This window comes from Paenibacillus sp. DMB20 (assembly GCF_000987955.1).
Lineage (GTDB): Bacteria > Bacillota > Bacilli > Paenibacillales > Paenibacillaceae > Paenibacillus_AQ.
The window spans coordinates 1-22,901 of the sequence record NZ_LAZU01000032.1 but is presented as its reverse complement, the minus strand read 5'-3'; the positions used below and the strand labels follow the sequence as shown (position 1 = coordinate 22,901).

Below are 22,901 nucleotides of genomic sequence, written 5' to 3'. Positions count from 1 at the left end.
AACGTGAAGACGGTCGTGTGCGCTCTCATGGACTTTTGATCGCAACAGGAGTCAATACCGACGGAACACGAGAAGTGCTTGGGCACATGCTCAGCCAGGAGCGTTTAAACGAGGAAGTACGGTGTCGTGAGCGTGTGATTCGTATCTTTCCAAACCGCGAATCTGCATACCGATTACTTGGAGCCCTGCTAATGGAGATAGATGAAAAGTGGAGCAATGGCCGAAAGTATCTGGATATGACGGATTATTCGGAATGGCGCAAAACACATGCTAAGACTTCTTCCAAGGTTGTACGGTTAAGCTAGAGCAACGAATTTTGCTTGAGGGAATTTACACATAATTTTGGACTTGACCGCTCTTATTTTAAGTGAGTTATGGCAACTGTACGAAGCAGATAAACGTATCCAGGGCTTTAGACTGAGTACATTGTGTCAAATGCAGCAATAGAATATTGTATCGGATTTATATAGAAAAAACCAACCCTCAATTGATTTGATAAATATTTATTCAAAGACACAACTTTGATTCCGCCCTCTCCGCTTAGCTTCGTATAAAGCTTGATCCGCAAGTTTTAGCAATTCAGTAGGTTCTTCGGCCTGAGAGGGATAATGGGCAAGCCCTAAAGACAGAGTACATGTCTTTCCAATCGGATTCTCGTTCGTTTCGAATGCAATGCGTATTTTCTCCGATAAGGCGTACGCTTCAGATAGAGGAGTTCCCTTAATCAAAACAACAAACTCTTCCCCACCAAACCTAAAGCATATATCATCTTTACGGACAGTATTCTGCAATAATGCTGCAAGATGTATTAAAATGATATCCCCGGTGTTATGACCATATGTATCATTAATTATCTTGAATCGATCTATATCCATGATCAGGAGTGTAAACTCTTCCGACTCAAACATCCATTGTTTCATAAGTTTCTCAAGATTTCTTCGGTTCAATAATCCTGTAAGTGGATCAATCAAAGCTTCACGGGCCAAATTATTAGTGTATTGCTCGGTTTGCTTTATAAAAGTATCTAGCGCCGTGGCCAACAAATCGGCCTCTCGATTAATATAGGTACGTACTTCCTTAGGGGGGCTGTGACCATTCTTAGATTGGTTAACTAATTTTGTTAAAGAAAAAAAATGGAAGGGATAACCGGCGAGAGAGCCAAATTGCACTGATTAAAGAAAGAAAAATTACCGGAATAAAATAAAACAGAGTTTCTTTAATAAACTGATTTAATTCACTATCAATTAATTGAGAAGGAGAGACAACAACGATTCCCCATCCAGTTGAAGGAACTACGGAATATCCTGCGAGTTGAGTGACTCCGAGTAAATTCACCACTTGTTGTTTCCCGTTTTGTCCCTTTACTAGCTGGTTAACGACTGGATTTGCAGAAACATTCTCACCAATCCGCTCGGCTTTAGGGTGGTACAGCAGATACCCATTGGAACTAACCACATAATAATATGAGCCATACTCATCAATCTTAGTACTTCCGAATACTTGGCTAATTACATTAGGCTCTTTGAGGTAGATCGTTCCAACGATGTATCCTCGATATGTACCATTCTCATCAAAAATTGGCTCACTCATTGATACAATTAGTCTATTTGTTTTAGTTGTAATAAAAGGCATGGATAAATACGCCGCTTTTTTTTTTCAACATTTCTTTGGCAACCTCAGAGGTGACAATTGTACCTTCCAACCCCCTCAGTGAAGACGGGGAGGTCGAATGAAACCGTCCAGTTTCATCAATGAGGGCGATTGAGTTGAAAAATTGGCTGGTTTTTCTCAATAACTCTAGCTTTTGATTTGTTTCATCTGTAGTCATTTGTGGATAGTTACGAAGAACCTCGACAGAATAATGTAAACTATCTTTCATTGATCTAAGTAATCTATCCATAGATTTGCTCATATTATTTGCATTAGATGAATTTAAATTAAGCGTAGTTTCAATCAATGATTGGTTTTTAAAATGAAAGGTTAGCAAAAGGAGAATCGTTACGGTAATGATTAGAGTTAAACAAACGAGACCTGTTACAAGTGTTGTTAGACTTACCTTTTGTTTCAGGACGATTGGAGATTTTTTGATTTTGTGTCATTCACTCTCACCAGTAATTTAGATTTTAAAATAATGCTATAAAAAAATTCCAATAATCATATTAACTAAAAAAGTTTTCGGTTAGCATAATTCTAATCTTAAATTGATATCCTCAAGCGTCTTAGTTTATTAACTGCTCTGAGCTGACTCCTTCTTTATGGTTTTTTTTAGTGTCTTTCTTCTTTGGGGAAAATTTTTGACTAAATGTCCTAAAGTTTACCTTAAGGGAGTTTACCATACGCGTTAGTAATATCAAGACCGAATATTAACAACATACATTAATAAATTTAGAAACTAAAGCAAAGCTCGATGACTTTCAGACCAATATTCAAAAGGGGCTACTATCTCCCTTACAATTTTGCAAATACAGCGATATGTTAACTGGTTGACATATTATATGTCAACCGGTTAACATAAAAATGAAGCAATATTGAATTCGATTTCAAAAAACTAATGTTATTAGGGGGACATGGTTTGAAAAAGAAGCAGGGGATCACACTAGCAATTTGTTTCGGTTTATCGTTCTTTAATACTTCTGCCAAAGCCAACGCAGTGTTTGAAGAACTTTTTAAACCGTATCATAGAGGTCATTATGCCTAAAATCGAGGATGTCGCAGAAAGGGCAGGGGTATCCGTTACCACAGTTTCCCGCGTGCTCAATAATCGGGGATATATCAGTCAGAAGACACGAGACAAGATTTATCAGGTCATGAAGGAGATAAACTACCAGCCGAATGAAATGGCTCGTGCCTTGTTTAGAAGAAGGTCGAATATGATCGGTTTAATTATACCTACCGTATCCCATCCTTTTTTCAGTGAACTAACTTATTATCTCGAGTATTATGCTGACCGAAAAGGTTATAAATTGCTATTGTGCAATTCAAATCGCTGCATATCCAAAGAACGCGATTATATCGAAATGTTGAAGAAAAATCAAGTAGACGCCATTATTATGGGCAGCTCGGTACTGGATGTGCAACATTATCTGAATTTGAATTTGCCGATCGTCTCTTTCGACCGCACCATTGCGGAGAATATCCCGATCGTAACTTCCGATAATTTCATGGGAGGCAAGTTCGCATCTCGATTATTAATCGACAAAGGTTGCCGAAAGCCGGCATATGTATATCGCGGTATCGGCGGGTCGCATCACCATGCATTATTAGCTAGCGGAAGAATGCAAGGATTTGATGAGGAGCTAAACGACGCCGGGATGATTGAACCCATTCACTTGCAGCTTTCTGCAACCGATGCCGACGATTCCAACAATGAGCATGAAATTGTCCGTTTTTTCCAAGAAAATCCGGACGTAGACGGCGTATTTGCCAGCAGCGATGTGATTGCCGCCGAGGTGATTCAGGCTTGTCATCAATTAAACAAAAGCATTCCCGAAGAAATCAAAATCGTTGGATACGATGACGTGAAGGTCGCATCGTTAGTGTCGCCGCGTTTGAGTACAATCAAGCAACCGATTCGGGAAATGAGCGAATGTATGATCGAGTTGATTGCCAAACAAATTAAAGGGGAAGACGTTCCCTTGATGAGTACGTTCCCGGTCACGCTTATTGAACGAGGCACGACATAATTAATGGCATGGAACTACGACGGGGATGATCGTGCGAGAATTGCTGACCGCATCTTCATGCTCGTCGTGTTTTTTTTGCACATAATGTCAACCGGTTGACATAAAAAAAGGAGGCGTGAACCTTGAATTGGGAAACGAGCGAAGCGAAACCCGCAATACGTCTCATCACAAGAGCGGACGATTGCGGTAGCTCCCATGCAGCCAATGTTGCCATCTTGCAGTCTCTCAAGGCAGGATTTTTAAAAAATATCTCCTTAATGGCATGCTGCAGATTTATAGAAGAAGCCGCGGAAATGCTGGCCGCGCGCCAAGACATTTGCTTCGGCCTGCATGCCGTATTGAATGCGGAATGGGATGCGGTGAAGTGGGGGCCTGTTCTGCCGGCATCGCAAGTATCCACCTTGGTAGACGAAAACGGAATGTTTATGCCTTCGCCGCAAACATTTGAAATCCGCAAGCCCGACTTGGACGAAATCATGCTGGAGATCCAGGCGCAGCTGGACAGGCTACGAGCGTTAGGTTTTCGAATTACTTATGTCGATACTCACATGTTTCCGGAATATCACGTGCCGGGAATGGAAGAAAGCATGAACGAATGGGCTGACAAAGAGGGATTGCTCTATTGGAATCGTTACTGCTCGACCTTAAGACGGGTCAAAGAGAAACCGGACCACCTGCTCGACGATATCTTATCCCGCCTCGTAGCGGCCGATGAGGGACAATATCTATATATCGGCCATCCGGCGATCGATACCCAAGAAATGAGGAGCCTGGGAAATCAGCACATTTCGGGCGAAAAGCTTGCCGCGGGCAGGGTGCTCGAGGCGATGCTGTTCACGGATCCGAGAATTCTTGAGCTATGTAGCAAGAAAGGGATCGTGCCTATTCGATATGATGAAGCGTTACAGGTAACGGAAAAGCTGCCACCGCTTCACGAATGGTTTTTCACGTGACAACACCGCAATAATCCCGTCGTTAATTCATTACAAATTGGAGGAATAACAATGAATTTTATAAGCAGAGTGGCTCCAGAATTAAAACAGGGAGTAACGCATTTGCCGCCTCTTCATCTGCCCGAAGATTTGGCCAAAGCAAGGCAAACCGTCATACCTCCAGCGGAGAGGTCTGAATCCGTTCGAATAATGGCGCGTCATATACCGCGTGCAGACTCTCAAGAAATGCTGATCAAGATTTACGAACCGACCCCGAGAGACGGAAAAAAGCTGCCTGCTTTGCTTTGGAGCCATGGCGGGGGATATGTGCTAGGCCACCCAAGCGGTGAAGACGGTCTCTGCCAAAGCTTTGTCCAAGCAGCGAACTGCGTCGTCATTTCGCCGGATTATCGCCTTGCCCCTGAGCATCCGTTTCCGGCGGCAATTGAGGACTGCTATGCTGCTTTAGTATGGATGACAAGCGCTGCGGATGAATTGAATATCGACCTGTCGCGGCTTGCGATTGGCGGAGCGAGTGCAGGTGGAGGATTGACAGCAGCTTTGGCATTGATGGCTCGTGACCGAGGCGGCCCTGCGATCTGCTTCCAAATGCCGTTATACCCGATGATCGACAATCTCAATGTAACGCCCTCCAGCCACGAAATTACCGATCCCGCCGTTTGGAATAGAGATAACAACCTGGCAGCTTGGAAGATGTATCTCGGCGACCACGACCATGACGACATTTCTCCATATGCGGCGCCAAGCCGCGCGAAGAGTCTGGCCGGTCTGCCTCCGGTTTATACTTGTGTGGGCCAGCTTGATCCGTTCCGCGACGAGACGCTAGATTATGTTGCACGGCTTGCACAGGCTGGCATCGACGTAGAATTTCAACTGTATCCCGGATGCTATCATGGCTTCGAACATGTCGTTCCGACGGCGGAGATCAGCCAGCGCGCCAAAAATGGATACATTCATGCGCTGGCAAGAGCTTTAAATCGCTAAAGCCCCTCACGCCATATGGCATAAAGCCGATCGAACCTAAAGTTATGGTCGGCCTTCTTTTTGAAAAAACATAACGGATTTTTTGAAGCAAACCGTTAGAGGTCGGACTACAATGGTTTTATTCCGGGATCATGTCCTATATTTTGTAACCAAAATCAAGGGGGTGAACGAGTGTTTGATCTGGATGACAGATTAACATTTGAAGATAAACCGAATGACCTCTTAACGGTCGGGGAATTGCTCGTCGATATGATTTCCAATGATTACGGCGATGCTTTCGAGAGCGACGGGTATACCAAATTTTTTGGGGGGTCCCCCTCTAACATTGCGATTAACGCCAATAGGCTTGGCATTCGATCCCATATCGTTTCAGCGGTAGGGGAGGATGGTCTTGGCACCTTCCTGCTGAACCGATTGCGCCAAGCAGGTATGAATACGGACGGAATCCAGAGGATCGACGAATCCACCAGCATGGTTATTGTATCGAAAAGCCAAGCGACGCCCATCCCGATCTTCTACCGGGGCGCGGACTATCAATTGGCTTACAATGCATGGCTGGAACAAGCCGTAAGCAATTCCAAGCTGGTTCACTTTTCATGCTGGCCAATCTCGAAGGTCCCGGCACGTCATACCGTTGAACGGGTAATCGAAGAGGCAAGAAAGCGTGGGTTGCTGATCGGCTTTGATCCTAACTATCACCGCATGATTTGGCAGCGGGACGAAGATGGCGTTGCGTATGTTAAATCGCTCATCTCTAAAGTCGACATCATCAAGCCTTCGGAAGACGACGCTGAACGGCTGTTCGGGCCCGATTCGCATGCCAATCAAGTCGAGAAGTTCTTGGAGCTGGGCGCCAAATTGGTAGTTATGACCTTGGGCAAAGATGGGGCCATCGTCTCTAACGGAAGGGAAACGATCACCTTTACCACACTCGCTACTCAAATCGAGGATACAACCGGCGCGGGAGATGCGTTCTGGTCCGGTTTTTACGCGGCTGTTGTTAAAGGATACACCATTCGGGAAGCGTTGAGACTTGGCCTTGCCGTTAGTGCTTATAAGTTGAAATATATGGGCGCGGTAGTGGATTTACCGAGGCTTGAAGTTATTAAAGAACAATTCGGCCTGTAGGAGGCTTACCGATGACACTAAAAAAATCAAGTGCAGTTGATCACATATCCCGATTCCATGGGAGGAAATCTCAAAACGCTGCATCAAGTTCTCCTGAAACATTTCGCAGATATATGCCAAGGGGGCATCCACATCCTCCCCCCATTTCCCTCTTCGGGGGATCGCGGGTTTGCTCCGCTCACTTACCTGGAGATCGAGCCAAGCTTCGGTTCATGGGAAGATATCCGGGCGATCGGGGATCATTTCGATATTTTGGTCGATTTGATGGTCAATCACATCTCAAGACAATCGCCCTATTTTCAGGATTTCCTGGCCAAGGGACGGGCGTCCGCATATGCCGATTTATTTTTAACACTGGATAAAATCTGGGAAGATGGAGAACCGGTTCAAGCGGATATCGACAAAATGTTTTTACGCCGTCCGCTGCCTTATTCCACATTTAAGGTTGAAGAAACCGGCGAGGAAATCAAAGTCTGGACGACTTTCGGTAAAACGGATCCTTCCGAACAAATTGATTTGGATATCCACTCGCAGCAGACGAAACAGCTATTAACCGAATTCTTTGCGAATTTTAAAGAGCAAAATGTGAAGATCGTACGGCTGGATGCGGTCGGATACGTCATCAAAAAGCTCGGAACAAGCTGCTTCTTCGTGGAACCGGACATTTATGCGTTTCTCGATTGGGTGAAGGAGATGGCGGACTCGCTCGGTATCGAGCTGCTGCCGGAAGTCCATGCCCATTACAGTACGCAGTTTAAACTGGCGGAGCACGGGTGTTGGATTTATGATTTCATCCTGCCGTACAGGGTGCTCGAAGCCCTTGTTAATCGCTCCGGCCAAGAGCTGTGCAATTACCTGAAGATTCGTCCGCATAAACAGTTTACCATGCTGGATTGCCACGACGGCATTCCCGTTAAGCCGGACATGGATGACCTCATTGACACCCGAGAGGCAAGGAAATTGGTCGATCTGTGCGTGGAAAGAGGCGCCAACCTCAGCTTGATCCTATCGGATGAGCATAAAGCGGAGGACGGATTTGACGTCCATCAAATTCGCTGCACCTATTACAACGCGCTCAATTGCGATGACGCTGCGTATTTGGCGGCCAGAGCGATTCAATTCTTCGCACCGGGCATCCCTCAGGTTTACTATGTGGGCTTGCTTGGCGGCGAGAATGATTTCGCACGCGTTCAAGAGACCGGCGAAGGACGCGAAATCAACCGCCACAATTACACCGTAGAGGAAATCGAGCAAGCGCTTGAGAAGGAAGTCGTGCAGCGGCTGCTCAAGCTGATCCGCTTCCGAAATACGTACGATGCTTTCAACGGCGAGTTCAGCGTACTTCCTTCGGCGGATCATGAAGTGCGGCTCACCTGGCGTAAAGGGGAAACGAGCTGCGAATTGCATGTCAACCTGAAAACCTATCAATCGGTCATTCATTATGTTGATGAACAAGGACAAACGATCGACTATACCGTTTAAAAATCCTGCCAAAGGGGCGTTATCGTATGGCAACTTTGCAAGTCAATTTTTTCTCGAAATCGATGAGAAGAGAAGTAACGTTCAACGCGTTAATTCCGATGGATCTCCCGGAAATTCCGGGACTGCCGCCGGCTGAAGCGAAGCCGAAGAAATCGTTATACCTGCTGAACGGTTATGCAGGCAGTTACGCCGATTGGATCACGTTCTCGCGCATTCGCGAGCTTTCGGACAAATATAATGTAGCTGTCTTCATGCCTTCTGGAGAAAATAATTTTTACCTGGACGATGAGGACAAAGGGGCATTGTACGGGGAATATGTAGGCAACGAACTGGTGGAGTTCACACGGAAGCTGTTTCCGCTTAGCTCCGATCGTGAGGACACGATGATCGGCGGTTTATCTATGGGTGGATACGGCGCCATTCGGAACGGGCTCAAATATTCGCATCATTTTAGCCGAATCATTGCGCTATCGTCGGCGTTGCTGCCTTATAAAATCGCGAACGCAACCCCAGATTATCATGACGGCGTGGCCGATTACAAATACTTCAAGTACGTCTTTGGCGATCTGGACTCTCTCTTGGGCAGCGATAAAGACCCCGAAGCGCTTGTCTTGCGCCTGAAGGAAAAGAATGTCGCGATCCCGCAGATTTATATGGCTTGCGGCGCCGAGGACTTCTTGCTCGATGTGAATCGTCGTTTCCATGATTTTCTCAATCGGGAGAATATTTCTCATACGTACAACGAGAGCGAGGGCTCCCATACTTGGGATTTCTGGAATGAATCCATTGGGCCAGCATTAGAATGGGCCGTAGGACACCAGGCACCGGCTAAGTAAGCACATATCCCATCATCGTTTGCCCCTGGAAGGAACCAACAGCTTGATCGGCGATTGATTCCTTTCAGGGGCTTGTGCGTTCCTTTTTTTTGCAATTATCCATCCGGCTAATCCGGCATTATAATGAAAAAGGATGTGTGATGGAAGGAGTGCGTAGGATCATAATGAACAGCATCGTCTACAAGTTTTCCGCTTCATTAACCATTATACTGGTCATTCTATTTTCCGTTCTTGTCTTAAGCAACATTTATTCGCTGGAGGTCGTTCGCAATCAAACGCTCAATAATTCCAAGAATACACTCGCGATTTATGTCGAGAACATCCACAACAATTTGAACATTTTCTCGAAAGACTTGACCGAAGTGTTTGAAAATAACATCGATACCGCAACGAATTACGCCAATTCAAGCGAGAGCAGCCAATACTTCAAATCGATGCATTTGATGAATGCACTAAAAGCCAAAATGACCAACAACTACTCCAGCGATGGGATGTTTATCAGGTTTTCCGGTCATGAGAAGCCTTTCGTGCAATTCGGAAACCGGCTTGATGCCAGCGAAAAATTGGTGCTCGTCGATTTTGTGAATAAGAGTGAATTTAAGCCCAATCCAAACGGAAAAATCGATGAATGGACGGATTTCAAAATTGACGGTGCGCATTACTTATTTAAATATATTACGTATTCGAACATCAGTTTCGGGACGTTCGTCAAAGCGAATACCTTATTGTCTATTGCGAATAGGGAAGGGTCTGATCTTAACCACTACCTATTGAGCGATCGGAATGGATCCATTCTATCTTCGACGAATGGCGACTTAGAGCATGCTCCGTCTGCTTTAACATTGGACGACCTAAGCAAGCGGTATGGAGGAAACTATCTTTTTTATATCGGAGCCGATTGCCGAGTTTGGGCAGATTACGAATATGGTATCAAAGCAAAGCGTATTCTCGGGATTAAAGCTGATCCAGTGGATCATTATTTGCTTAGGGGCCGTTTCCGTCATCATCACTCCGCTTGTATTGAGATCGTTGGCGAGAGATATATTAAAGCCGGTTTTGGAGCTGGTTAAGGCGGCTAAAGAAGTCGAGAAAGGCCAACGGGAATTCCAAGTTCCGCCAGGCCGTTATTCGATGGAATTCACGAAATTGTTCCATTCCTTCCATTCCATGGTGCGTGAAATTACCGATTTAAAGATCCATACCTATGAAGAAAAAAATCGAGAGAAGCCGCACGGAGTTAAAAATACCTGCAAATGCAAATCCGGCCTCATTTTTTTTCTGAATGCGATTTCGACCATCTCCAGTTTGACCTACCAAAACAAAAACGAGGAAATCCGCAAGCTGATTCATTACTTATCCGAACATTTGAGATATATGTTTAAGGGAGGGCTGATCCTCGTCCCGATTCAGGAAGAAATCAAGCATGTGGAGAATTATATTCGCATGCAGGAAATTCGTTATCCCGATCAAATTTTCTATATGACCGACATCGATTTCGAATCAGGGCAAATACGCATCCCGCAATTTTTGCTTCAGACATTCGTTGAAAACATCTTTAAGCATGCGATGATTTATGGGAAGATGCTTTCGATCTTTATCAGAGCGAGTAAGGACATGATGGATGACAGAGAATGCGTCAAAATTGTCATTGAAGATAACGGGGAGGGGTTCCCGCCGCGTGTATTGCAGACAGCCGATGCGCCGCAATTCGACTCGCCGGAAAAAAGCAATCAAGTGGGAATCGCCAATATACGCAGAACGCTTCAATTGCTTTACAAGCAAGACGGTCTACTGAAACTATCGAACGCGGAGCCGTCGGGCGCCAAGGTCGAATTGTGGTTGCCGATCCAAGATGCCGGGGAAATCACGCCGAAGGAGGAACGCCATGCGCTGCTTGTTGATTGACGACGATATTCCAACCGTCGAGGCCCTTTGCGATATTATAAACTGGCGCGAAAATGGAATCTCGCAGATTTTGACGGCCCATAATATCCAGGATGCGAAATTATTGTTCGATGCGAACGTACCCGATCTGATTATATGCGATATTGAAATGCCGCGAGGATCCGGAATCGATATGATCAAATGGGTTCGGGAGAATGGTTATGATTGCGCTTTCATTTTCCTCACCTGCCATGAGAGCTTCGATTTCGCATCGACCGCCATTTCGTACAACGCGGATTCCTACCTCGTCAAGCCGCTGGACAAGCACAAGCTGGAAGCGGTTCTGCTCAAATCGGTCGAAACGCTCCAGCGAAAAAGGATGCTTGGCGAATACAGCAAGCTTGGTCTAACCTGGCTGAAAAATAAAGACTTGGTAGAAAAAAAGCTTCTGGAGAGATGTCCTCACCGCCATCATCTCGCCGAGGCTTGATCTGATTCAAGGCGAAATTCGTAAGAGAGATTTGTCCCTTTCTGTAGACGACAAGTATATCTTATTCCTGGTCAGCGTCACTAGGCCCGAAATCAATAGTGAATGGGACGACAGCACGTTTCATTACGCGCTGAGCAATTTGAGCTCGGATGTGTTGTTCACCAGACCGAACCATGACCGGGTCATTCCTTACCAAGGGGACAATCAATTTTATAATGCGATCATCTTGGACAGCAGCACCGATATCGACTGGCTGAGAACGAACGGTGAGCGTCTCATCCGGCTGTGCAAGCGATATCTGAAATGCGTTGCTACATGTTATATTAGCGAGGAAATGCCAATCTCCAAGCTGGCGCATGCCAAGACGGAACTAGAGAACCTGGATGAAAATAATATTATCTTCAGAGGAACGATCCATTTCCAAAACGATGAATTCAAGTACGATACGAATGAGCGGTATGCGCTCGATATCGAGTTGTTTACAATGCTGTTTGTCCAGAGGGAGAAGGTTCAAATCGTCAACCGGCTGAAGAAGGAACTGGAGACGCTCGCCGGTCAAAACAAACTCGATCCAAAGACGCTTCATTCGATTCGTGAAGATTTTCTTCAAGTGGTCTATGCGCTCCTTGCCAGAAACAATATCCAGGCGCACCGGCTCTTCGCAGACGACGTTGCCGAGCAGCTATTTCAGAAATCCGAAAACAGCGTTTTCGATTTCATGAAGTGGGCGCACTTGATTACTGAAAAAACGATGGAAACGATCGATGAGGCGCGGCAGTCCGAAGGGGTTGTCGAGAGGGCCAAACGATTCATCCATGAGAATTATAATCGCGATCTAAGTCGCGAAGACGTTGCGGCAAGCGTATATCTGACGCCGGATTATTTGGCCAAAACGTTCAAGACCGAAACGGGTTCTACCATCAAGGAATACTTGAATGAATACCGGATCAAGATGGCCAAGCAAATGCTGATCGAAAGTGCGGCGAGTATCAGTCTCATCGCGATGGAAACCGGATTCGAGAATATTTCCTACTTCTCTACGGTGTTTAAGAAGTTAACGGGAGAAACGCCGAATGCCTATCGGACGAAGATCAGCTCGGTCCGCTAAGCACCTGCGCTTGTTTTTGAAAAAACACTTCGTATTTTTAAAAGTCATGTCGGGGCCGGGGAGATAAAATGAAAGCAAATCAAAAAAATAAACAGGAGGGACCAGAACCATGAGGAAAATAAGAAGGCTAGCGCCGCTGCTGTTGTCGATGGTGATGTTCGGCTCGATTTTAACAGCTTGCGGCAATGATTCGGCACAGTCAGATTCGCAGGATGCTGCTGGCAATGCCAATGGCAAAGTCGAAACCATCGTATTTGCGATGCCGTCGTTTAATCGAATTCCCGATGACATGAGCAAAGTAACGGATGCGATCAATAAGATAACGACGAAGAAAATTGGCGTGAAAGTGGATTTCAAAGTTTACGGTCCTGCGGATTACGCCCAGAAAGTCAACTTGGCGCTGCAGAGCGGCGAGCAGATGGATGTGTTTACGACGCTTGGACAGTTCACCAGCTATGTGTCGAAAAACCAGCTTTATCCGCTCGAAGAGCTGCTCCCTAAATACGGGAAAGAGATGACTGCGATTTTGGACAAGGATTTCGGTCCGGATATACTGAAATCGACCACCATGGACGGCCATATTTATGGGATCCCGGTGAATAAGGGGATGTCGCTCCCGATCAATTTCGTATATAACGCAGATATGTTGAAAGAAGTAGGCTATAGCGCCGACCAAATTAAATCCGTAGCGGATTTGCCTCCGATCTTCGAGGCGGTCAAGAAGAAGTACCCGAACGTCGTTCCTTTCGGACCTGCCAATGTGAACCCGAGCGATACGATGCTTATGCTCCTGTTAAGAGGACAAAATGAGGTTGACTTCCTATCGGACACGACCGGCGTAGGGGCCGTTATCGGCAATGATGGCAAAGTCGTCAACTTCTATGATACGGACATTTTCAAAAACGGCGTTAAAATGATGCGGGATTGGTTCAACAAAGGCTATTTGCAGAAGGATGCAGCTACGACCTCCATCTCATTTTCCGAAATGATCGCTTCCGGTCAAGGTTTCTCCTTCTTAGGAGGTTACAGCGGCATGGAGGCGGCGAAGGCTCTAAGCGCTCAAACCGGGAAGCATCTTGAAATGAAACGGATCGCCCCTTACTATTTCGAAACCGGGGCCGTCAATCTGGTCAGCTGGATGGTTGCAAGCACAACAAAAGAGCCTGAAGCGGCTGTTAAGTTTATGAATCTGCTGTACAGCGATGCCGACCTGATCAATACCATTCTGTACGGGATTGAAGGAGAAGACTACGTCAAGATTGACGAACACCATGTGAAATTCCCTGAAGGGAAGGATGCTTCGACTGTTCCTTATACTGCGATGCTCAGCACGGGGATCATAGGATCGGAATCTTTGCAATATCAGCTTGAAGGAGTTAACTGGTCCGATGTTGAGTTGAAACTGAAAGAAAATAAAGAAACGAAAAAGTCTCCTTATTTCGGCTTCATTTTCGATCAAAGCGAAGTGAAAGCGCAAATGAGCGCGGTAAACAACGTGGTTAACCAATATTTGCCGGGCCTTGTGTGCGGATTGCTGGATCCGGATACGACGATCCCTGAATTCGTACAAGCGCTCAACGATGCAGGGGCTCAGACGATTATCCAGAACAAGCAGGAGCAGCTTGATCAGTGGATTGCTTCTCAGAAAAAATAAATTTGAAATAAGCATTTTGCAAAGTGGATCTTGATATAGATCCACTCTGCATCATGAAGGAGAATTCCGGGATGACAACCATGACGAAAAAATCAAATGGGCTTAAGAAGACGCTTCCGCTATTCCTTCTGGCCGCTCCGGGTTTGCTGTATTTTCTTATCAATAACTATCTTCCGATGATCGGCGTATTCATTGCTTTTAAGGATGTGAATTACGCTAAAGGGATTTTTCAAAGCGATTGGGTTGGCTTCGACAATTTCAAGTTCCTGTTCCAAACAAGCGATGCGTGGATCATGACGAGGAACACGCTGCTCTATAACATCGCCTTCATTGTGCTCGGGACGATCGCTTCGATATTTATCGCCATCCTGATGTCGGAACTGCTGAACAAAGTTTACTCCAAACTGTACCAGTCGGGTTTGGTGCTGCCGAATTTGATCTCGATGGTCGTGCTGTCGTACCTTGTTTTCGCGTTCCTCAATGCGGACAGCGGATTCATCAATCACTCCATCTTGCGCCCCCTCGGCATACCGGAGATCAACTGGTATTCGGAGGCTAAATATTGGCCTTATCTGCTCGTGCTCATTCAGTTATGGAAGACGGCGGGATACGGCTCCATCGTATATTTCGCCTTTATTGCAGGGATCGACAAGAGTATCTATGAAGCCGCGAAGATTGACGGCGCCGGCAAGCTTAAACAAATTTGGATGATCACCTTGCCGCTTCTGAAGCCTACTATCGTCATCCTTGGCCTCATGTCGGTCGGAAGAATTTTCAACTCGGACTTTGGCCTGTTCTATCAAGTTCCTATGAATGCAGGGGCTTTGTACAGTACAACGCAAACGATCGATACGTATGTATATCGTGCGCTCATGCAGGTTAACGATATCGGGATGTCCGCTGCCGCCGGGGTGTACCAGTCGGTAGTCGGATTCGTGCTTGTCATCTTTGCGAATGCGATTGTCAAGAAGTTTAACAAGGACAATGCTTTGTTTTAGGAGGAAATTTAGGTGATACAAACTAGAGGGGAACGAGCATTTACCACTTTCTCAGCGATCGTTATGGCGCTCTTGACCATCCTTGCTTTTTTGCCTTTTATCTTGATCTTGTCCGCTTCTTTTACCGACGAATCGACCTTGGTGCGAGAGGGATACAGCTTTTTACCCTCAAAGCTGAGCCTTGATGCTTATACTTACATGGTCTCGTCGGCTGGCACTTTCCTTAGAGCCTATGGCGTATCTTTCTTGGTCACGATATTGGGAACAGGGATCGGGTTGATGATTACAAGCATGCTGGCTTATCCAATGTCCAGAAGAGATTTCAAATATCACAACGTATTGGCTTTTGTCGTCTTCTTTACCATGTTGTTTAGCGGAGGAATTGTTCCTTCCTATATCTTATGGACCAAATATTTCCATATTAAGGATACGCTTTGGGCGTTAATCATTCCCAACTTGTTGACCAATGGCTTTCATGTTTTGCTGATCAGAAATTATTATAAGAACAACGTGCCTGTCGATCTCATTGAAGCCGCTCAAATCGACGGGGCGTCGGAGCTGCGGACGTTCTTCAAGATTATGCTGCCGTTATCCGTTCCGGTTATGGCGACCGTCGGATTGTTTATGGGACTGGCCTATTGGAACGACTGGATCAATGCGTTGTATTACATCACGGAGCCGAAGTATTATGGTATCCAAAACATGCTGATCCGTTTGATGAACAACATTCAATTTTTGAAGTCCAGCCAAGCGAGCAGCGTTCTCGGCGCAAACGCGGTAGAGCTTCCAAGCACGGCCATTCGAATGGCCATGGCGGTTATCGGCATACTGCCGATCGTAGGCGTGCTGCCGTTCCTGCAGAAGTATTTAATTAAAGGGGTCGTTGTCGGCGCCGTTAAAGGATAATCATAGGGTAGAGGGGAACGTAAACATGAAGGTTCAAGAGGTTATCGACCGGGTTCTGTTGGACTCTTGCGGCGGGCAGAAGCTGGAGAAGACGTTAGACCTGCTGGCAAGCGGCGACCCTGACATGGAAGTGAAAGGGATTGTCACGACGTTTATGGCCACGGTCGATGTGATCCGGGAAGCGATAGCGGTCGGGGCGAATATGATCATTACGCACGAGCCGACTTATTTTACGGGGCATGATGAGTTGGAATGGCTTCAGCAGGACCCGGTCTATCTGGCCAAAAAGAAGTTGATCGATGATCACCGGATTGCGATTTGGAGATACCATGACCATATGCACCTCGCGCATACGGATCGAATCTATGACGGTCTTATCAAGGAACTTGGCTGGGAGAATCAACAGATCGACAAGAACTCGCCATGGTGTTATGAAATTGAGAAGACGACATTAAGAGAATTGGCGGCTTTTCTAAAAGAGAAATTGTCCATGGACGTTCTGCGGACCGTAGGTCATCCCGACATGCCGTGTTCCCGAATCGGGATCCTGGTTGGCGGTGGAAGCCTGGGGCTTGGCAGAGAGCAGATGCCGATGGAGCTGATGAGGGACAAAGATCTGGATGTCATGATCTGCGGCGATATTACGGAGTGGACCTTATGCGCTTATACCAATGACGCAGCCATGCTTGGATTCAAAAAGGCAATGCTGATCGTCGGCCATGAACGCTCCGAGGAATGGGGCATGAAGCACATGGCGGAGTGGCTGCAAGCTCTTGTGAAGGACATTCCGGTCACTTTCGTTGATGCGAAGGAGCCGTTCCGTTATTTGTAGGGTTAATATCCGAGGTTTAAGTTCTAAAATGTTATTTGTTAAGACCATCGCGGTCGCAGCGATGGTCTTTATGAGTCTGTAAAATAGTTTCATTCACGTTCCGGTTTCTATCGTTGCCGGGGTTGTCGCGATTATTTTGGCAACCTTGCTATGGCTTCATGTGTTGTCGACGAAATACGTTAAGATCACCAAGGGGCATTATTTAAAAACCGGTATCCTCCTAACTGTACCAACACTACTCATTACCCTCACGTGTCTTTATGTCTGGCTGTATATTATTCAGACCCTTCACGTGAATGTATCGTTATTCATTATAGCATTTATCTTGCTGCTCACGGTGGTTGCTGAAAATGCAAAAGCAGAAATCGGATTTGACATTGCTAGAGCGTTTTGGGGAAGAGGATGCGCTTCAGAAGCAGTCTGTTCTTTGTTAAACAAGTTTATAGATATAAATATTTTTTCAAAACTCAAAACAGATTAAATTTATTCATTTTGGCGGATGGTCAAGTCAGGTGCGAATTTCGATGTAAGTTAAAGCCCGCACTGATCAACTTGACTCTAGTAATAGTGTATAGTAATATAAGGTAATATTTACTAAGGGAGAGATGTTGATGTCGGCGGTAGTTCTTAACTAACCCAATTCCATACTTGAAGTTTTCAACAGTCCTAGGACCAATTGCTGATATAGCATGGTTTTTTTGTGATGGGCATTTTGAAGGCTTCGGAATTAGTTAAGAACAGCGGATAATAATCAAAGCCTTAGTGCTGCCTATTGTTATGCACCCACCATCCGTGCTGTCTTCAGCGCGGTTTTTTTGTTTTTTTGCGGTGTTTATTTAGGCAGTGTTCAAAAAGGGTAGGGATGACGTATGTTCATTCCTGCCCTTTTTGTATTTTTATAATGGTAAAATTACAGTTTTTGGGAGGGATTGTGTGAATACGTACATTGAACAAGCAAGTCAGCATATCCGGCTGCAAGAAGGGCCTCAGGTGATCGAGCAGCTACTACTCGAATGCTACTTGAACCCGGGGATTTCAACGAAAGAGTTAGCACGCAAAACGCTGCTCCCTACACCTGTCGCTGCGGCAATCAAACGGGAATTAATTAAAGCGGGGGCGCTCGTGCAGGAACGCGGCGTCCGATGTACAACGGACGGACTCGCATCGATTGAACGGGAAGGGGGATACCGCGGCTTGAATCATTCCCTTTATCATGATCTGCTTGATGAGTCAAAATGGATCGGGAGTCTTAAAGATACGCTGGCTATATTGGAGGAACTTTTATCGCTGCGGCCTTCCGTGGACGTTCAGATTGATCAGTCCAAATGCACGCCGGAAACGAGCCTGCGCCGGGCTATCCTTTGTTTGAGGCAGCATGCATTAATCGGAAAGAAGATTTTATGTGTCGGCGATGATGATCTGGTGAGTGTGTCTATTGGTCTGCTGCTGCAGCGTTTGTTTCCAGATGGCGAGCACACCGTTACGCATGTAGATGTTCTGGATATTGACGAAAGATTCTTAACGTACATTGAAACGATTGCAAAGGAGCGGGGACTGCCGATTCGGTGGCAACGGCTGGATTTGAGGGAGCTGCTGCCGGAAAACCTGCACGGGCAATATGATTGTTTCTTTACAGATCCGCCCTATACGCTTCAGGGAATGGGGTTGTTCGTTTCGCGCGGCATGCAGGCATTAAAGAAGGAGAGGGGACTGCCGATTTTTCTGTCATTTGCGCATAAATCGCCAGAGTTTATGCTTGCCATGCAACGGGAATTTGTCCGCATGGGGCTGACGGTCAGCGCTAATTTCCCGCAATTCAACGCCTACGAAGGTGCGGAAATGATCGCCAATCGGAGCCAGATGTTCATTCTGCGGACAACAGATCAGTCAAAACCGGAATATGCGGAGGCATTTACGGACGCCTTGTATACAGGCGAGGTGAAACAAACTCTTCGTACTTACCGTTGCAAGCAGTGCTCAAGAGATGTGTATGTCGGAATTAACGGGGAATTTGCGACCATAGAGCAGCTTAAGAATGAAGGATGCACGGGCTGCGGTCATGAAACGTTTGATATGGTGACTAAAAAAATGGGTATCTCCAGAAAGGAATGACAAGCGTGATCATACGGCAGATTGAAGCTCGTGATTTGACCGAGATAGCGAAATGGGAACGGGAGATTTCCAAGATCTCTTTTGGCGAGGAAGCCATTACGGACTTGGCTTTTCACTTGCACAAGTTGGAGAAAGCCATGATTCGCGAACGGTCCGGAATGCTGGTACTGGACGTCGACGGCTGCGCACTGGGATGGATGTGGATGGGTATCAGGGCGAATTCCGTTACACAGGAGACTTACATGCAGTTCAGGAGTTTTTACATTAGCGAGTCTTTGCGCGGTACTGCAGGCGTAGACAAGCTATTTGAAGCGGGAATTTCATTTGCCAAGCAAAAGGGAGCCCAAAGAATCGTGGGACATGTCCATGTTCATAATCTGCCGATGCGAACCCTGTATAAAAAATATGGCTTTATGCCGACTCATCTGACGATGGAATATAGCGAATGCGGTGCAGCAGGGGAGAAAGAACATGATTAAATGCTTGATATGGGATCTTGATGATACATTATGGCAGGGAACATTGTCTGAAGACGGGGAGGTTGCGCTGCGTCCGGGCGTCAGGGAGGTTTTGGGTACGCTTGATCATCGTGGGATTTTGCAGAGTATCGCCAGTCGAAACGATCCTGATCGGGCCTCTCAAAAGCTGGCGGAGCTTGGGGTCGATCACTTTTTCTTATATCCGCAATTCGGATGGGGCTCAAAAACGGACAGCATTCGAAAAATCGCCCAAGAGATGAACATCGGCACCGATTCGCTTGCTTTTATCGACGACAATCCGTATGAACGATATGAAGTGAATATGTACCTGCCTGACGTTTATGTGTACGAAGCCGGTGCCGCGGCGGAACTTCCCGAACTTCCCGAATTTCAGTTTGCCATCTCGGAGGAAACCTTCAAACGCCGTCAACAAATGATGGCGCGATGGGTACGGAACACAGCCGAACAGCGGTTTAGCGGTACGAGAGAGGAATTTTTGCATTCATGCGATATGAGATTATCCATACGAGGTGCACGAAACGGGGATTTATTGCGTATGGTTGAGTTGGCGTCACGTACGACGCAATTCAATAACCTTGTTCAGGCTCCATCGACGTCTTTCATTCAGTCTTATATGGATTCGGAAGGGAAGTACATTTATGTCGGACAGGTGAAGGACCGTTTTGGCGATCATGGGATCGTGGCGATGGCAATGGTGAATGTTCATGATTCAGCTGCAGAAATCGAGCTGTTTTGTATTTCATGCCGTATGGAGGGACGGGGGATCGGTACTGCTTTTTTGGGAGCTGTCCTTTCCCGAATCCAGCAAGAACGCCCGCTGCTGACGGAAGCTGTGTGCCGTTATCGGCCACAGGAACGGAATCGCCCCGCTTTATTGTTGCTGCAGCTGTTAGGTTTTAGATGCAGTTTGCAGGGGCAGCAGGAATCGAACTATACGCTGCTGTTTCCCTATACTTATTCAGGACCGGAATGGATCCGTTTGGGAAATGGAAAAGGAGTGTCATTAAATGATTGAACAAGGGGATCGCCGGGAATTGGAGCACAAGGTTGCTCAAATCGTGCAAACTCTATTAGGAAGCAAAGAGATGTCCATGGAAACAATCCTGCTTGGGCAGCAAGGCATACTTGATTCGGTCACTGCTGTCGCGCTTATCGTTCAGTTGGAGCAGGCGTTTGAAATCAGCTTTGGCGATGAAGATCTAACGCTGGATAATTTGTCGAGTGTAGAGAATATTGTTTCTTTTCTGGAGAAAGCAACATAAATGATGTATTTGCAGCGTTACAGGGTCGACCAGACGAAGAAGCTGCAGATCCAAGCTCTGTAAAGATGATTCAAAGAAGAGTTTGTCCAAATCTTGTATGCAAATGTGTATAAGGTTATCGAGTACGGCTACACGTTGAAACCAAAAAATAAGGAGTGATTGCGATGGAAGCAACTAAAGAATTTGTAGATCATATTATTTAGCGATCTCATGCAGCCAAAAGCTATATCTTGGTTGAGAAAGGAAATGGATATTTTGTCGCAAGTTCAGAATGTCAAGCATAAAGCGGTCTTGTATCTCACGTATTCCTCCGGTTTGCGCGTGGGCGAAGTTGTGCGTTTAAGGCCATCCGATATTGGCCCGCCATGTCGTAAAAGTCCGACAAGGGAGGGGGAAAGACCGATTCATGATATTATCGGAAACGGCCTTTAAATTAGTTGAACAGTATTTGGAGGCCTAGAAGCCTCAAAAGTGCTTTTTCCTGGCAATCCGAAGGATCTATCGGAGCGTTCTGCTCAAAAGGTATTTGAACAAGCCGTAAATCGATCAGCTGTGACTCGACAAGTTAGCATCCATGTTTTGAGGCTTCGTTTGCAACCCACCTGCTGGAAGGAGGAACGGATCTGAGGTAGGGAATTTTGATTATAGCATTGAAAGCTTACATAGTGTTGATGATGTTTTAGAAGAACTTGGTGATTTTGAATTAGATGAAGATAGTTTAGACTCTGTATCTTCTATGGTTGGTTGTTATATTTTCGAAGTAGCTAGAAGGAATTATGGTGGGAAGTACTATTGGTTTGAAGAGTGAAACCAACCTATACTCGTTACTGGTGAACCAGATTATTCAATTTCAATTTTAGCTTTCGACAAAGTTAAGGGAAGAATTCTTAATGGAGAAGAAGATAATATATTCTATTACTTTGAGGGGTATATCGATGCAGTTAAAAAAAGGTAAAGAACTGGGATATTGTGCGATAATAGTTTGATTCTGTAAAAAAAAGTAATCGAATATTGAATTGTATTGACTCTATAATCGGAGAAGTCAGGCCCATCACATAACACAATATCTACGCCCTTGGTTCGCAAGAAGTGTTAAGCAGAGAAGTTGAATCAGCGAACAACCCTGCGAGGCTAGGTCCATTGGACCTTTAGCCTCGCAGGGTTCGTAGATACAAGAACGTTATAAGAAAGGCGAATACCAATCAAGTCATTCCTTCGAATGAAAGGGGGATGTTCTCATTCAATTCATTTCAGAAAACACATTAGACCATATATCATTGCATGATTGTATTGTTGAATCCATTTTAATAAATGGACTGCGTTTGTCTTTAAGCTTCGAGCATATAGATGTGTTGGCAGATCATCCTCTTAATAGCACTAATAAGGCTATGTATACAGGAAAGGCATTATTTACATTTATAGATTACGAATTATTGGAATCTTTCTTATACGATACTTCAGGAATAAAAGACAAAAGAAGAATTGATGTTGAAGAAGACGCGCAGAAGATAGAACTACATATTTCGGAATTATTGCTTGATTTTTTGAAGTGCTTAAGGAAGAACAATTGCATAATAAAGATAACTACTTTATTCATAGATTTGATGAGTATCGTCTGTTAAGTATAATTCTGATTTTGGCTACTGTACGATCAAATATAAGAAACTAATAATTGAATGGGATGAATTATTAGATAAAGCATGGTTTGAAGAAAGATGATTGGATGTATTTCGACGATGCCGCCGACAACTTATAAACCAGCTAATCAAAGTCAAGTCTTCGATAAAATAATCTTTGTCATTCCAAAATTGTACATACTTAAATAAACCTACCCATGAGAGCAGACGAAACTGGAATTAGAATCCAATTTAAGAGTTTAATGAGCCTGAAATGCCGATCCTGAGTTCCACATGCCAAAAATAATGCGTAAAAGCTTATGAGAAGCAGCGACAATTGCGACTTTTGCCGGTTTGCCTTCGTCTCGTTTTTGCTGATAGAATTGAAAGAGAGTCGAATTTCTAGGGCCATGAACCTGCTTGGAAATGGCTGCTACGGTAGCCTGATAAAGAGCGGTTCGAAGGTATGAAGA

At 45.5% G+C, this 22,901-nt stretch carries 23 protein-coding genes and 3 pseudogenes; 22 read left to right on the top strand and 4 right to left on the bottom strand.

From position 1 onward, the window contains the following. Window positions 1-98: 98 nt before the first annotated feature. Window positions 99-305 (top strand): annotated as a pseudogene (locus tag XI25_RS32220) (transposase); the annotation flags it as partial. Window positions 306-503: 198 nt separating this feature from the next. On the opposite strand, the gene XI25_RS31365 reads toward XI25_RS32220, so the two are convergent. The 3 genes from XI25_RS31365 to XI25_RS32955 form a co-directional block, all read right to left on the bottom strand. Next, window positions 504-1,040, bottom strand: coding sequence for a GGDEF domain-containing protein (locus XI25_RS31365; RefSeq protein ID WP_052759627.1), 537 nt, complete (start codon window positions 1,038-1,040; stop codon window positions 504-506). 67 nt (window positions 1,041-1,107) lie between these two features. Further along, window positions 1,108-1,632: a cache domain-containing protein gene (locus tag XI25_RS31360; protein WP_052759626.1), complete on the bottom strand. Its 525-nt coding sequence runs from the start codon at window positions 1,630-1,632 to the stop codon at window positions 1,108-1,110. Then, window positions 1,613-1,900 carry a PDC sensor domain-containing protein gene (locus XI25_RS32955; protein WP_152669151.1) on the bottom strand — a complete coding sequence of 96 codons (288 nt, stop codon included), beginning with the start codon at window positions 1,898-1,900 and terminating at the stop codon, window positions 1,613-1,615. Before XI25_RS32955 ends, XI25_RS31360 begins: the two co-directional genes overlap by 20 nt. Before the next feature lie 672 nt (window positions 1,901-2,572). On the opposite strand from XI25_RS32955, the gene XI25_RS35820 reads away from it, so the two are divergent. The 21 genes and pseudogenes from XI25_RS35820 to XI25_RS15835 all read left to right on the top strand — a co-directional run bounded on the left by XI25_RS35820 (window position 2,573) and on the right by XI25_RS15835 (window position 20,812). Continuing rightward, window positions 2,573-2,698, top strand: coding sequence for a hypothetical protein (locus XI25_RS35820; protein ID WP_268794520.1), 126 nt, complete (start codon window positions 2,573-2,575; stop codon window positions 2,696-2,698). Next, the gene (locus XI25_RS15915; RefSeq protein ID WP_046679448.1) at window positions 2,691-3,683 is read left to right on the top strand and encodes a LacI family DNA-binding transcriptional regulator; all 993 of its coding nucleotides are present in this window, start codon (window positions 2,691-2,693) and stop codon (window positions 3,681-3,683) included. Before XI25_RS35820 ends, XI25_RS15915 begins: the two co-directional genes overlap by 8 nt. Before the next feature lie 122 nt (window positions 3,684-3,805). After that, on the top strand, window positions 3,806-4,636 hold the full coding sequence (locus tag XI25_RS15910) for a ChbG/HpnK family deacetylase (protein ID WP_052759625.1): 831 nt from the start codon (window positions 3,806-3,808) through the stop codon (window positions 4,634-4,636). 51 nt (window positions 4,637-4,687) lie between these two features. Then, complete coding sequence (locus tag XI25_RS15905) at window positions 4,688-5,620, top strand: alpha/beta hydrolase (protein WP_046679447.1); 933 nt, start codon at window positions 4,688-4,690, stop codon at window positions 5,618-5,620. 171 nt (window positions 5,621-5,791) lie between these two features. Then, window positions 5,792-6,748 carry a carbohydrate kinase family protein gene (locus XI25_RS15900; RefSeq protein WP_046679446.1) on the top strand — a complete coding sequence of 319 codons (957 nt, stop codon included), beginning with the start codon at window positions 5,792-5,794 and terminating at the stop codon, window positions 6,746-6,748. 30 nt (window positions 6,749-6,778) lie between these two features. Next, complete coding sequence (gene gtfA, locus XI25_RS15895) at window positions 6,779-8,230, top strand: sucrose phosphorylase (protein ID WP_268794519.1); 1,452 nt, start codon at window positions 6,779-6,781, stop codon at window positions 8,228-8,230. Window positions 8,231-8,256: 26 nt separating this feature from the next. After that, a complete protein-coding gene (locus XI25_RS15890) occupies window positions 8,257-9,066 on the top strand; it encodes an alpha/beta hydrolase (protein ID WP_046679445.1) in 810 nt (269 codons plus the stop codon). 164 nt (window positions 9,067-9,230) lie between these two features. After that, the gene (locus XI25_RS34755; protein WP_235439918.1) at window positions 9,231-10,136 is read left to right on the top strand and encodes a hypothetical protein; all 906 of its coding nucleotides are present in this window, start codon (window positions 9,231-9,233) and stop codon (window positions 10,134-10,136) included. Then, window positions 10,123-10,971, top strand: a complete 849-nt coding sequence (locus tag XI25_RS34750) for a sensor histidine kinase (RefSeq protein WP_235439917.1) — start codon at window positions 10,123-10,125, stop codon at window positions 10,969-10,971. The genes XI25_RS34755 and XI25_RS34750 overlap by 14 nt, the downstream gene beginning before the upstream one ends. After that, window positions 10,952-11,440: a response regulator gene (locus XI25_RS34745; RefSeq protein ID WP_235439916.1), complete on the top strand. Its 489-nt coding sequence runs from the start codon at window positions 10,952-10,954 to the stop codon at window positions 11,438-11,440. The genes XI25_RS34750 and XI25_RS34745 overlap by 20 nt, the downstream gene beginning before the upstream one ends. A 31-nt stretch (window positions 11,441-11,471) precedes the next feature. Next, the gene (locus tag XI25_RS15880; RefSeq protein WP_235439915.1) at window positions 11,472-12,548 is read left to right on the top strand and encodes a helix-turn-helix transcriptional regulator; all 1,077 of its coding nucleotides are present in this window, start codon (window positions 11,472-11,474) and stop codon (window positions 12,546-12,548) included. Window positions 12,549-12,657: 109 nt separating this feature from the next. Beyond that, window positions 12,658-14,202, top strand: coding sequence for an ABC transporter substrate-binding protein (locus XI25_RS15875; RefSeq protein ID WP_046679444.1), 1,545 nt, complete (start codon window positions 12,658-12,660; stop codon window positions 14,200-14,202). Between the two features lie 71 nt (window positions 14,203-14,273). After that, window positions 14,274-15,200 (top strand): ABC transporter permease, encoded by a 927-nt coding sequence (locus XI25_RS15870; RefSeq protein ID WP_046679443.1) that lies wholly within the window; start codon window positions 14,274-14,276, stop codon window positions 15,198-15,200. 12 nt (window positions 15,201-15,212) lie between these two features. Further along, window positions 15,213-16,106: a carbohydrate ABC transporter permease gene (locus tag XI25_RS15865; protein WP_082112391.1), complete on the top strand. Its 894-nt coding sequence runs from the start codon at window positions 15,213-15,215 to the stop codon at window positions 16,104-16,106. Window positions 16,107-16,131: 25 nt separating this feature from the next. Then, window positions 16,132-16,938, top strand: a complete 807-nt coding sequence (locus tag XI25_RS15860) for a Nif3-like dinuclear metal center hexameric protein (RefSeq protein ID WP_046679441.1) — start codon at window positions 16,132-16,134, stop codon at window positions 16,936-16,938. Window positions 16,939-17,074: 136 nt separating this feature from the next. Next, window positions 17,075-17,218 (top strand): annotated as a pseudogene (locus XI25_RS34740) (ArsB/NhaD family transporter); the annotation flags it as partial. Between the two features lie 12 nt (window positions 17,219-17,230). Then, entirely contained in the window at window positions 17,231-17,419 is a 189-nt protein-coding gene (locus XI25_RS36925) for a GNAT family N-acetyltransferase (RefSeq protein WP_442950409.1), read from the top strand. A gap of 452 nt (window positions 17,420-17,871) precedes the next feature. Continuing rightward, window positions 17,872-19,050 carry a bis-aminopropyl spermidine synthase family protein gene (locus tag XI25_RS15850; RefSeq protein WP_046679439.1) on the top strand — a complete coding sequence of 393 codons (1,179 nt, stop codon included), beginning with the start codon at window positions 17,872-17,874 and terminating at the stop codon, window positions 19,048-19,050. A gap of 5 nt (window positions 19,051-19,055) precedes the next feature. Further along, complete coding sequence (locus XI25_RS15845) at window positions 19,056-19,529, top strand: GNAT family N-acetyltransferase (RefSeq protein ID WP_200901436.1); 474 nt, start codon at window positions 19,056-19,058, stop codon at window positions 19,527-19,529. Beyond that, window positions 19,522-20,565 (top strand): HAD-IIIC family phosphatase, encoded by a 1,044-nt coding sequence (locus tag XI25_RS15840; protein ID WP_046679437.1) that lies wholly within the window; start codon window positions 19,522-19,524, stop codon window positions 20,563-20,565. The genes XI25_RS15845 and XI25_RS15840 overlap by 8 nt, the downstream gene beginning before the upstream one ends. Further along, window positions 20,558-20,812, top strand: a complete 255-nt coding sequence (locus XI25_RS15835) for an acyl carrier protein (protein WP_046679436.1) — start codon at window positions 20,558-20,560, stop codon at window positions 20,810-20,812. The genes XI25_RS15840 and XI25_RS15835 overlap by 8 nt, the downstream gene beginning before the upstream one ends. A gap of 1,876 nt (window positions 20,813-22,688) precedes the next feature. On the opposite strand, the pseudogene XI25_RS34735 reads toward XI25_RS15835, so the two are convergent. Beyond that, window positions 22,689-22,901 (bottom strand): annotated as a pseudogene (locus XI25_RS34735) (IS110 family transposase); the annotation flags it as partial.